A 12334-nucleotide genomic window follows, 5' to 3' on the forward strand; every position below is an offset into this window, starting at 1 on the left:
AAAAGCATTTTGGGATGGTACCCAGGATTTCCTTCTTTACTATAGGCTTCAAGTAACGGCTGGATATTTATTTTCTCTACAACGGAGTTAATAACCCGGACCGGATGATGCGCAGGTATTAATTCATCAAACGAATGAGGGAAAAGAGTCGACTGGTTCTGGTTGTAGGGCTTAAATTTCATCGCTTAAAATATTGATAATCAATACTTGAATATAATAAAAAATAAACTTTCTGCCAAAAAAATGCATAAAAAAACCGCCTCAGTTTTGAGACGGCTTCGTTGTTTTGTACCACCTTATTACCGGCAATGTAAAAAATATTTTAATACCTTCCCAACCTGTTATCGCTACAAGTGCTCTATATATAAAAAGATACAAAATGAAAGCAACTCCTTACTTAAAAAAGCTATTGCCTTTAGTGTTTATAGCCATATTGCTATATCCGTTTACTATAGTAGGACAATCTGTAAAAGAAAAAATTGAAGGCGTTATTTATGATGAATTTAAAAAACCTATAGCTAATGTAGAAGTATTTAATGTAACCAGTGGTTTTGTAACAGTATCTGATATTGATGGGCACTTTGCTGTTATTGGCAAAAAGGGAAATTTGCTGCGTTTTACATATCCGTCAAAAATAACCAAAGAGGTTACTGCACCAGTATCTAAAAACCTGAAAGTATATTTTGACGATGCTAAAAAAATAGCCGAAACTGCCAGAAAGAAACAGGAAAAGCTGGATAGGGATAATGCACGGTTTAACAAGAGGGAAGAAAAAAGGCGCCTTGAAAGAGAAAAAAACAGGCAAATACTACAGGCAAAAACAGACCATAAAAATCATGGTAATGTTTACAACAAGGCTGTTTATGGTCAGGTATTAGACGATTATGGTATGCCACTACCCGGCACTGTGATAAAAATTAAGGGAACAACAACAGAAGTACAAACAGATTTTGATGGTAATTATGGCATTGATGCTAAAATGGGCAATGTTCTAATTTTTAGCTTTATCGGGTATGACAGTGTAGAGGCTACCGTAACCGAGCGGATAATAAACGTTGAAATGCCATCTAATGTAACTTTAGATGAGGTTGTGGTAAATGCTTACAGGAGCACTCCAAAAGCATACAGTAGTGCTGCTGTAACTACAGTTACCAGCAAAACTATTGAGGGCAGGCCAGGCGCAACTGTTGCTGAAACTTTAAAAAGCACCGTTCCCGGAATTGCAGTAGAAATGTCGGCAGATTATGCAGTACATAAAGAACCTGCAAGTAGCGTAAAAAGCAACATAAAATCTCAAAAAGCCGGACAGCTTACTGCAGGTGAGGTTAACGATTTTAGTAAATGGGAATACTGGGAAGGGCTCACTAAGGCAGAGCTTGCAGAATGGTCTAAACTCTGGGTAATGCTGCCTGCCTACAGATATTCTATAGTGCTTACAAATACCGAAGGGTACCCTATTGTAAACAAAACCGTACACCTTACAGATGCTGCCAAAACAAAGCTATGGACATCACGTACTGATAATACCGGCCGCGCAGAGTTGTGGTATGAACCTACAGACCTTTCTTTAAATAAAGATGAGCCTAACCTGCAAATTATCGACGATAAGGACACCGTAATTGTAAAGGATCCGAAGGAATTTCATAAAGGGCTTAATACCTTTACTTACAAAGAAAAATGCAGTGATTTGCAAAAGGTAAACATTGCCTTTATGGTAGACGCCACAGGATCTATGGGCGATGAAATTGCTTACCTGCAGGCCGAACTTAACGATGTAATAAACCGAACCAAAGAGGCATTGCCAAAGGTAGACCTAACTATGGGCAGTGTTTTTTACAGAGATTTTGAAGATGACTACCTTATAAAAGCCTTTGACCTGACCGATAGAGTACCGGATGTAATTTCTTTTATACAAAAGCAGGGGGCCAATGGCGGGGGCGATTATCCGGAAGCAGTTATTGAGGCATACGAAGCGGCTATAGATAATATGTCGTGGGATGATGATGCACGTGCAAAATTACTGTTCGTGGTACTTGATGCGCCGCCGCATTATAGTGCAAAGAACGTAACACGACTACAAAACCTTGCCATAAAAGCATCTGAAAAAGGGATACGGATAATACCTATTGCAGCAAGCGGCATAGATAAAAGCACCGAATATTTAATGCGCGCTATGGCACTGCAAACTAACGGAACCTACCTGTTTATTACCAACCACAGTGGCATAGGCAACGATCATATTGCCCCATCTACAGATAGTTATAAAGTAGAAATGCTCAATGACCTTATATTGCGGGTAATAGTACAATTTACTGCCGTTAATGATTGTAAGGATAGCCAGCTTGCCACCAACGCTAAAATTGAAGAGCAGCTAACCACTACCGATGAGGTTAAATGGAGCTACTACCCTAACCCCACAAGTGGCTTAATAACTGTAGATACAGACCATCAGGCCACAGCACTTTATCTGTTTGACACCACTGGTAAATTAGTGTTGTACAGGGATACAAAAGCTAAGCAGTACAAACTGGACCTTTCAGGATTGCCTAATGCGGTTTATTATTTAAAAGTAGATGTTGGTGATACATCACTTATGGGGAAAATAATTAAGACGTTGTAATTTGGCAGGGTTTTAAACGGACAACGCGGTTAAAAATCCTGTCAGCTAAAAATCTGACAATGTGATATTATATTCTATCTTTGCACAAAATAACATTAGATGAATAATAACGACGTATTTAAAAAATTACGTGTAGCGCTGCAGCTTCGCGACGACCAGATAATAGAGATATTAAATCTTGTAGATTTCAGGATCGCCAAGGCAGAGTTAGGCGCGTTCTTTCGTGCCGAAGACCATCCTAATTACATGGAGTGCGGCGACCAGGTATTGCGCAATTTTTTAAATGGCCTTATTATACACCTGCGTGGTACTAAAGAAAACCCTACCAATGCCGCCGACGTTATTGCTAAAAATGCTGAAGCCTTAAAACAGCCACGTGCCGAAAAGCCTGCCGGCAAACCGGCTGCACCAAGGCCTAAATCTAACAGTGGAGCAAAAAAAGGCCCAAGCCAGAATAAGAAATATGATAAGGCTAAAAAACCTGCTCCCATTGTAGAGAACGTAAAATTTAACAACGGCAAGAATAAAAAAGGATAACCTTTTTTAATATATTATACTGCAAGCTGTTCTTAGGGGCAGCTTTTTTGTTTTACAAGTACTAAATTTTGTACTTTAGCTTTGTTTTAATCTATGTAAATTGAAATACCTAATCTTGATTATTTTTGTTATATGTGTTTGTTCCTGCAAAACGAACAACCTCGTTTATACAAACGGAATTAATGAAACTTTACAATTAGAGCATAAAGCTACTTTAAAATACACGAAGATAACCGGGCACACAGGAAGTTGTGAATGGCTAACTTATAGTCTTAAAAACGACACACTAAACATTCAAAGCAACACAATTACCATAGGAAGCCGGAATGCGATTAATAACGGGAATGTTTACGGACAAATGTTTAAATTATATAATGACAGCTTAGTGAATGTAGCTAACGGCATCTCTTTTTATAGCACTGAATATCTTAAAAAAAAGAATAAGCTTCTGGCGAAAAAAAAGCTTTATATGTACGTGATTTTTGAGGGCAAAAAACATAAAATCACTAAGCGCAATATAGAACACAGTATTTTAAGGAAAATAGATTATTTCAGTTACACTACAAGCACCATAGACCCACAAGTTGCACATGCATTATATAATATACCTCTTAATTATATCACATTAGAGTTTACCAGGAAATAATATGACATGGAACCACTATAAAACTGAAGTTGAAGCTAATGGCTTTGCTGTTATTGACACCATTTATACTGATCATGAAATTGGAGATATAATATCGGTAATAGAAAAAACGGAAGCCCGTGGCGAAACCTTTAGGAAATCTGCCGACCTTTTTGCTATTCGCCAGTTTTTAAAAGAAATTCCGGATGTGCTTCCCCTGCTTTTAAACAGCAGGCTTAAAGATGTTATAAGTACCATTTTTGGAAGTGATTATTTTGTCGTAAAGTCAATTTATTTTGATAAACCCGCAGCATCAAATTGGTTTGTGGCTTATCATCAGGATCTAACCATATCTGTAGATCAAAAAGCTGACATTCAAAATTTTGGGCCGTGGACGGTAAAGCAAAATCAGTTTGCCGTACAGCCGCCACTGCAAATACTTGAAAATATTTATACCATACGCATCCATCTCGACGAAACTAACAAGGATAATGGCGCGCTTAAAGTGGTTCCGCAATCGCATTCTAAACAAATTTACAGGCCGGAAACCATTAATTGGGAAATTGAAACCGAGACCGTTTGCAATGTGAACAAAGGGGGCATCATGATAATGAAACCGTTATTATTACACAGCTCAGGCCGCACCATAAACAACGGCAGGCGCAGGGTTATACACATAGAGTTTAGTTCGGCACAACTGCCGGAACCATTGCAGTGGGCAGAAAAATCGGCCCTCAATTTAAATTAGCATGCAGTTGTTTAATACTATAAACTATCTGCAGCTGGGTACATTACTACAGCAACAGGCCTATACTGTATTAACAGCTAATACTATTATGGAAAAGCTGCAGGACTTTACCCCCATTCTTGCCGGAACGATCCCGTTAAATATAGATATTGAGGGCAGCGACCTTGATATTTTGTGTTATTGGGAGGATGAAGCTGATTTTGTGAAAACGATTCGGGATAATTTTAAAGACTATGATGGTTTTACATTACAGCAGGTTATCATAAATAATCAAAAGACGGTTTTGGCAAATTTTTGGTATAATGGTTTTGAGGTTGAGGTTTTTGGGCAAAACATTCCGGTTAAAGAGCAAATGGGGTATTTGCACATGATTGCAGAATATAAAATCCTGCAACAAGAGGGCGAAGATTTCAGGAAGCAAGTCATTGCCTTAAAAAGAGCGGGATACAAAACAGAACCCGCTTTTGCAAAACTACTAAATTTAAAAGGGGATCCTTACATTGCGATCTTGCAATATTAGTTCATCGGCCACCTTTATCTCTTCTTTGAGAGGCAACCAACTTCAAGCTGAATTATTTAAATTCTTACAAGTAATTACCTAACGACTACATTTTGCACTCTTCGCAATAACCAGACACTTTTTACTACAACGATTGAATTATAATCATAAATTTCTAATTTCATGATACTAAGAAAAGTTGATTTTTATTTTTAATTAGATAAAACGTAAAAATTTAAACATACCTCAAATTAAATTGCAAATTTTTAAAATTAATTTAAAATTTATATAAATTTGACAAGTGTAAAATTTACATTTATAAATCTAACCAAAATTTATTCTGATGAAAAGAAAATTACTTAAAAGTACGTTTTTTATGATCCCATTTTCGGCATTGTTATTTGCAGCACCCACCAGTGCCTATGCGCAAACTTATAACTGGAACGGAGGAAGCAGCAACTTTTACCTTGAATCTAACTGGACAAGTACTCAGGGCGCTGTGGTGTTTGATGATTCGTCCTTTAAAACCGTTCGTACTAACGATAGTGGCACTTCTCCTGTAATTAACTCAACAGTAGCGTGGCAACCCGGTATATTCGATACTACGGCGGGTAATCTTACCATTAACGCCGACTTTAATATTTATTTTAATGATAAACTAAACGGCACAGTTACAGTAAACAGTGGCGCAAATTTTACATGCCGCAATATATTTCGTGTAGGACGCGAGGGCACCGGCGTCTTAAACATTAATGGAATAGTGAGATGTTTGCATGAAACTAACTTCCAGAGTATTTTTATTGGGGCAAAACAAGGCGGAAATGGCACTGTAAACGTTAACGATGGCGGATTTCTTAGTGGTGGTTACCAGTTAGAGGTTGGCACGAGAGATTTTTACCCAACGGGCGCACTTAACGTAAGCACAGGCGGTACTGCAGAGGCTTACTGGGTTACCGCTATAGGCCCCAGCGGTACTATAAATGTAAACGGAGGTACCGTAAACACCGGTCAATTACTTATTGTAGGAGATCTGTATCTTGATGACACAGCTAATCCGGGTACTCTGGGAAGTATTGTAGGCAGCATTAATATAAATTCCGGAGTACTTAACGTTAATCAGAATGACCTTGCAGAGCCTGGACTAAATATTAATGCTAACGGCAAAATAATGATAGATGGTGGTAGCCTGATTATAAAAAGAACCGGCACTGACTTTTCTGAAATTGTAAACGATTATGTAACAAATGGGCAAATTACTGCTGCTCCGGGCAAACAAATTGTTACCGGTTATGATGGCGTGTTTACTACAGTTACTGCCCAGGCTATATCGGGCGTTAAATCGGCTGTTAAAAATAAGTATAGTGTTTTCCCGAATCCTGCTGAGAATATTGTTACAATTAGTGCAGATAAAGGCACAGCCGAAAACTTTAATATTGAAGTAGTAAACCTACTTGGCGAAACAGTAATGCGAGCTACTGCGGTAAATACAATCAGCCACAATTTAAACATAGGTAATTTAGCAACGGGAATGTATGTATTAAAAATAAATACCGCATCATCTGCAAGTACATGTAGAATAATAAAGAAATAGTTTTTGTGTTGAGTTAGTTTAGTTAATTAAATCGCTTTCATATTTCATCCTGAAAGCGATTTTTTAATATATGCAACTTTGCTAATTAAGCAAGTGGCAGAGAAGTGTTAAAAACGGTGTGGCATATTGTAGTATTTATAACATTTGTACTGGCAATATCGTAAAACAGGTATAAAATAATGTTAACTAACGTTTTGTAAACTACCTGCGCAGCAGGTGTTTTGTAATTTTATGAAAATAGTTAAGGGCCTTACTCCCATGACGAAAACAAATTTCATGAAAATTATTACCGTTTCTTACAGGTTGCCCCTGTCTATAAAAACGCAAAACCGAAAAACAACCATAACTCAAAGTGCCGGAGGACTGGCCACAGCAATACTATCTTATTCAGAAAAAAGTGAAGCCGACCTTACATGGGTGGGTGTGGCAGATTTCGAGGAAAATACATGGGAGAAAAATAAAGACAGCTTCCCAAAAACATTTGACGTTGAACCCGTTTTCCTTGATAAAAAACTCAATAAAAACTTCTATAACATATTCAGTAACTCTGTACTTTGGGCTTTATTTCACTATTTCCCATCGTTTGTAGAGTATAATGATGAAGCTTTTGAGGCTTATGTAGCAGCCAATGCCATTGTTGCCCAAAAAATAAATGAAATTTATGAGCCCGGCGATATTGTCTGGATCCATGATTACCATTTCCTTGGCCTTGCCAAATTAGTGCGGGAATACCACCCTGATGCAAAAATCGGATTCTTCCTGCACATCCCCTTCCCTAACTTTGAAATTTTCAGGATACTGCCCAATAAGGCCAAACGATATATACTTGAAGGCATTTTAGGTGCTAACCTTGCCGGCTTTCATACCTGGGACAACGCCATCCATTTTACAGAGTGTGTAGAAAAAATACTTGGCCTGCCACAGCGCAGCTTTTTATTCAGCCAGGATTCACACCACACTAAGGTGGGCTCCTTCCCTATCAGCATCGACTTTGATAAATTTTACGATGCCTATAACCGCGATAATGTTGTGGCATTGAGAGATGAAATTAACGGACTATACCAAGACAAAAAGATAATTTTCTCGGTAGACAGGCTGGATTATACTAAGGGTATAAACAACCGCCTTTATGCTTTTGAACGTTTTTTAGAAAAATATCCGGAATGGAAAGAAAAAGTGGTGTTCCTGCTTGTAATCGTACCGTCGCGGGAAGAAATAGGTAAGTATGGTGAACGTAAAAAGATCATAGAGCTTAACGTGGGCCGTATAAATGGTGCTATGGGTAATTATAAATGGACACCTGTAGTGTACCAGTACCAGGCGGTAGATTTTGACAGGCTAATCGCCCTTTACACCAGCGCGCATGTTGCATTGATATCGCCCGTTCGCGATGGTATGAACCTTGTTGCAAAAGAGTATGTGGCATCGCGACAGGATAAACGTGGTGTATTGATACTTAGTAGCATGGCAGGAGCGGCAAAAGAGTTACAGGAGGCTATTACCATTAACCCGTTTGATACAGAACTTACCGGCGATAAAATTGCCCTTGCCCTAAATATGAGCGAAGAGGAGCAGGAACGCCGTATGGAACGCATGCAAAAATATCTTAAAAAGCACGATGTGTTTAAATGGGCTACCCATTTTCTTAGCGAAACAGAAGCTGCACATAAGCAGGACACCAATGCTGTACCATTAGACATTGAGCAAAAAAAATTGCTGCTTACTACATATGAACATGCTACCAAACGCCTGTTGTTAATTGATTTTGATGGTACCCTTGTAAACCTGCAGCCAAGGCCGGAAATGGCTGTGCCTGATGAAAACCTTTTAAATTTACTCGCAAAACTGGCGGCCGACCCACGCAACGAGGTATGGATTGTAAGTGGCCGCGATAAAAATTTCTTAGAAAAGTGGCTGGGGCATTTGCCTATTGGGCTTGTGGCAGAGCATGGCGGTTACATAAAACGCGATGGCTGGCACTCTATAATTCAGGGAGTACCCGAGTGGAAAGACCGTGTTATAGATGTAATGCAGGAATATGTAGACCGCAATAACGAAAGCTTTATTGAGGTTAAAGAATTTGGCGTGGCATGGCATTACCGCAAGGTAGACGAGAAGCAGGGATTTCTTACATCGCGCGAGTTACTTACATTGCTTAAAAACCACCTGTACAATACCCCAACCCAAATTATAGACGGTAATAAGGTAATAGAGGTAAAACACTTTATGGCGCATAAAGGCACTACCTGCCGTGATAATATTTTATGTGGCGACCATGACTTCGTGTTGGCATTTGGCGATGATAAAACCGATGAAGACCTTTTTGAACAGCTTACAGGTAATAACCAGTTTTCTATAAAAGTAGGCCCCGGCAATACGGCAGCTAACTTCAGGTTACCTTCTGTAGAGAAGGTACTGGAATTTTTACACGAGCTGGAAGACAGCCCCGTAGTCTTAAAGTAACTTCACTCTTACATAATGTATTGGGCTGTGCGCTATGAGTCTGCAGCCCTTTTTTATTTGATAATATCTAAGAGCTTTTCAAATTCAGTATCTTTATCATTCCACAAAACACTATCTAAAATGAACAACCATTTACTTATCCTTTTCCTGATGCTTTCGGGCAGCCTTGCCTTCGCGCAAAAAACAGAATATGATACGAAAACCAATATTCGGTATTATGATGATACTCAGTATAAAAATGATGCTTACAAAGCCGAACGCTGCATTTTAGATATTTATTATCCTAAAAATACCAAAGGCTTTGCTACGATTTTATGGTTTCATGGCGGGGGCATTACACAGGGAAGCAAAGAAATTCCACAGGCATTAAAAGATAAAGGCTACTGCATTATAGGTGTGGGTTACCGCCTTAGCCCTAATGTAAAGGCACCGGCTTATATAGAAGACAGTGCTGCCGCGGTGGCCTGGGCATTTAATAATATTGCTAAATACGGTGGCGACCCTGATAAAATATTTCTCTCAGGGCATTCTGCCGGCGGATACCTTGACCTGATGGTAGGGCTTGATAAAAAATGGCTGGCTAAATATAATATTGATGCCAACAGGATTGCGGGGCTGATACCTTTTAGTCCGCAATGCATTACACATTTTACGGTTCGTAAAGAAAATGGCATACCCGAGAAGCAACCTGTAATAGACCAGTATGCACCGCTGTACTGGGTTCGTGGCGATGCTCCGCCAATACTGCTTATTACCGGTAACCGTGAAATGGAATTACTGGGCCGCTATGACGAAAATGCTTATATGGAACGCATGATGAAACTTAACGGGCAGAAAGACATCCGCCTTTTTGAACTTGACGGCTACGGGCACAACATGGCCGATCCTGCTTATCCTTTGTTACTTATTGAGGTAAAAAGGGTTCTGGATATGAAAAAATAAATTCTCAATTGGAAATGGGCAACTGGCAACAGGCTTTTCTTACACAAATTTAATATAGTAAACTACTGCAAGTGAAATGCTACGGATTATTAACTGTGTTTTTCTTCTCGTAAAGCAATCGCAAGGCACGAAGTGATCTCATAATTCTTGGTTGATTAATATAGTTAGACTGTATGAAGTTTTAACACAAAGAACACCAAGTATTTCACGGGGGTACACAAAGCTAAACAGGACACATTGCACAAAGATGACAATCCTGACTGCCAGGATTGAAGAACACAAAGCTTTGCTACCAGCTTCGTGCCCTCCCGCCTACGGCGGAATATGTATCCCTTTATTCATGCAACTTCGTGCCCTTCGTGAAATACTTGGTGTTCTTTGTGGTAAAGAAACAAGGTTGAATTATGTAATAAAACTAATGTATATTAATAATTGGTATTACTTAGTAAGATCATGAGATTGCTCCTTGTTTTGTAATGACCAATTCCTTATATCTAAACTATTGTGAGAGACGTATAGCAATGCGTCTCTACAAAACAAAAAAATCCTGAACTTTCGTTCAGGATTTTCTATATGTAAGGTTGAGATTTCTCCTTTCGTCGAAATGGAACAACCGTATTTATTTAATTATTATGCTAATGCAGCTTTAACCTGGTCAGCCGCTTCCTGGAACTGTGTAGCAGAAAGGATTGGCATACCTGAGTTATCAATGATTTCTTTAGCAAGCTCTGCATTGGTACCCTGTAAACGTACAATAATAGGCACTTTAATAGTATCGCCCATGTTTTTGTAAGCATCTACAACACCTTGTGCTACACGGTCGCAACGTACAATACCACCAAAGATGTTGATAAGGATTGCTTTTACGTTAGGATCTTTAAGGATAATACGGAAAGCAGTCTCCACACGTTTAGCATCTGCAGTACCACCTACGTCAAGGAAGTTAGCCGGCTCAAAACCTGCATATTTAATAAGGTCCATAGTTGCCATAGCAAGGCCTGCGCCGTTTACCATACAACCTACAGTACCATCAAGATCTACATAGTTAAGGCCAACTTCTTTAGCTTCAACTTCAATAGGGTTCTCTTCAAGTACATCGCGCATTTCGGCATATTTTTTCTGGCGGTATAATGCGTTGTCATCAAGAACAACTTTAGCATCTACTGCAAGTATTTTATTATCAGATGTTTTAAGCACCGGATTGATCTCGAACATAGAAGCATCACTATCAATATATGCATTGTAAAGAGAAGCAATAAATGCAGTCATTTCTTTAAACGCGTTGCCGCTAAGGCCAAGGTTAAAAGCAATCCTGCGTGCCTGGAAACCCTGCAGGCCTACAGCCGGGTCTATTTCTTCTGTAAAAATAAGGTGTGGAGTGTGCTCTGCAACTTCTTCAATATCCATACCACCTTCGGTAGAATACATGATCATGTTACGGCCTTTACCCCTGTTTAATAAAACAGAAACATAAAATTCTGAAGTTTCACTTTCTCCCGGATAGTAAACATCCTCTGCAATAAGTACTTTGTGTACTCTTTTACCTGTAGGAGGAGTTTGTGGAGTTATAAGATCCATACCAATAATTTGTCCGGCAATTTCTTCTACCTGCTGTAAGCTTTTAGCCAGCTTTACGCCTCCGCCTTTACCGCGTCCACCGGCATGTACCTGTGCTTTAACAACATACCAACTTGTACCTGTCTGGGCAGTAAGTTCTTTAGCAGCAGCAAGAGCCTCTGCAGGGCTATTGGCAACTATACCGCGCTGTACGCGCACGCCATGGCTTGCCAGTATTTCTTTTCCCTGATATTCGTGTAAATTCATATTAAATGCGTTTATCTTATTAAAAGTGGAACAAAAATAATAAATTACATCCAATGGCAGAAAGTATTTTTAAGATTTATCTGTTTAAAAATCGTATCTTTCTTTTTTAAATAAATAGTAACATATTACGCAACCTTTTTACTAACGTTACATCTAACTATAAGAACTGGGCGTGAAAAACTTTAACCATCATAGTGTATTATTTAATATTACATCTATGAAATTTATTAATTAGGGTATTTATAGTTTAACCTGTTACTGCTTACAAAATATACAAAACCACCTTGCTTTTATACTCACCACCAACTGAAAGCACAACGTGTACCACACTAAAACAAGAAGTATGAAAGATTTACTACTACTGCCATTAGCCATTATTGTTCTTATTTTTGTACGTAAAAACGATGATACAGATTACACTTATATTTGGGACGAAACCAAACAGCCTGAAAAAGCATTGTAATAAAAACAAATAATCAATTAAA

Annotated in this window: 10 protein-coding genes; 8 read left to right on the plus strand and 2 right to left on the minus strand. The window is 38.8% G+C overall.

The genetic code is table 11. The features are described from left to right. The coding region (locus tag F565_RS23135; RefSeq protein WP_020214885.1) for a transposase at positions 1-182 on the minus strand (182 nt) is incomplete at its 3' end. A 197-nt stretch (positions 183-379) separates the two neighbouring features. Here F565_RS23135 and F565_RS22540 point away from each other — a divergent pair. The 8 genes from F565_RS22540 to F565_RS0119310 all read left to right on the plus strand — a co-directional run bounded on the left by F565_RS22540 (position 380) and on the right by F565_RS0119310 (position 10025). Beyond that, the gene (locus F565_RS22540) at positions 380-2620 is read left to right on the plus strand and encodes a carboxypeptidase-like regulatory domain-containing protein (RefSeq protein WP_154652677.1); all 2241 of its coding nucleotides are present in this window, start codon (positions 380-382) and stop codon (positions 2618-2620) included. A gap of 99 nt (positions 2621-2719) precedes the next feature. Beyond that, complete coding sequence (locus tag F565_RS0119280; protein ID WP_020214887.1) at positions 2720-3157, plus strand: DUF1456 family protein; 438 nt, start codon at positions 2720-2722, stop codon at positions 3155-3157. A 100-nt stretch (positions 3158-3257) separates the two neighbouring features. Beyond that, complete coding sequence (locus F565_RS22980) at positions 3258-3803, plus strand: hypothetical protein (protein WP_154652678.1); 546 nt, start codon at positions 3258-3260, stop codon at positions 3801-3803. A 1-nt stretch (position 3804) separates the two neighbouring features. Continuing rightward, positions 3805-4530, plus strand: coding sequence for a phytanoyl-CoA dioxygenase family protein (locus F565_RS0119290; protein ID WP_020214889.1), 726 nt, complete (start codon positions 3805-3807; stop codon positions 4528-4530). A 1-nt stretch (position 4531) separates the two neighbouring features. Continuing rightward, positions 4532-5050, plus strand: coding sequence for a DUF4269 domain-containing protein (locus F565_RS0119295; RefSeq protein WP_020214890.1), 519 nt, complete (start codon positions 4532-4534; stop codon positions 5048-5050). Positions 5051-5372: 322 nt separating this feature from the next. Next, entirely contained in the window at positions 5373-6620 is a 1248-nt protein-coding gene (locus F565_RS0119300; RefSeq protein ID WP_020214891.1) for a T9SS type A sorting domain-containing protein, read from the plus strand. Positions 6621-6896: 276 nt separating this feature from the next. Then, positions 6897-9083 carry a bifunctional alpha,alpha-trehalose-phosphate synthase (UDP-forming)/trehalose-phosphatase gene (locus tag F565_RS0119305; RefSeq protein ID WP_035643142.1) on the plus strand — a complete coding sequence of 729 codons (2187 nt, stop codon included), beginning with the start codon at positions 6897-6899 and terminating at the stop codon, positions 9081-9083. 120 nt (positions 9084-9203) lie between these two features. After that, positions 9204-10025: an alpha/beta hydrolase gene (locus F565_RS0119310; protein ID WP_020214893.1), complete on the plus strand. Its 822-nt coding sequence runs from the start codon at positions 9204-9206 to the stop codon at positions 10023-10025. Between the two features lie 630 nt (positions 10026-10655). Here the strand turns inward: F565_RS0119310 and sucC are convergent. Continuing rightward, on the minus strand, positions 10656-11849 hold the full coding sequence (gene sucC, locus F565_RS0119315) for an ADP-forming succinate--CoA ligase subunit beta (protein ID WP_020214894.1): 1194 nt from the start codon (positions 11847-11849) through the stop codon (positions 10656-10658). Positions 11850-12334: the final 485 nt, after the last annotated feature.

Source organism: Flavobacterium rivuli WB 3.3-2 = DSM 21788 (assembly GCF_000378485.1).
Taxonomy (GTDB): Bacteria; Bacteroidota; Bacteroidia; order Flavobacteriales; family Flavobacteriaceae; genus Flavobacterium; species Flavobacterium rivuli.

Coding starts and splice junctions, on each gene's coding strand:
- sucC (WP_020214894.1), bottom strand. CDS start 11,849: ATGAATTTACACGAATATCAGGGAAAAGAAATACTGGCAAGCCATGGC.
- F565_RS0119295 (WP_020214890.1), top strand. CDS start 4,532: ATGCAGTTGTTTAATACTATAAACTATCTGCAGCTGGGTACATTACTA.
- F565_RS0119280 (WP_020214887.1), top strand. CDS start 2,720: ATGAATAATAACGACGTATTTAAAAAATTACGTGTAGCGCTGCAGCTT.
- F565_RS0119310 (WP_020214893.1), top strand. CDS start 9,204: ATGAACAACCATTTACTTATCCTTTTCCTGATGCTTTCGGGCAGCCTT.
- F565_RS22540 (WP_154652677.1), top strand. CDS start 380: ATGAAAGCAACTCCTTACTTAAAAAAGCTATTGCCTTTAGTGTTTATA.
- F565_RS0119290 (WP_020214889.1), top strand. CDS start 3,805: ATGACATGGAACCACTATAAAACTGAAGTTGAAGCTAATGGCTTTGCT.
- F565_RS0119305 (WP_035643142.1), top strand. CDS start 6,897: ATGAAAATTATTACCGTTTCTTACAGGTTGCCCCTGTCTATAAAAACG.
- F565_RS0119300 (WP_020214891.1), top strand. CDS start 5,373: ATGAAAAGAAAATTACTTAAAAGTACGTTTTTTATGATCCCATTTTCG.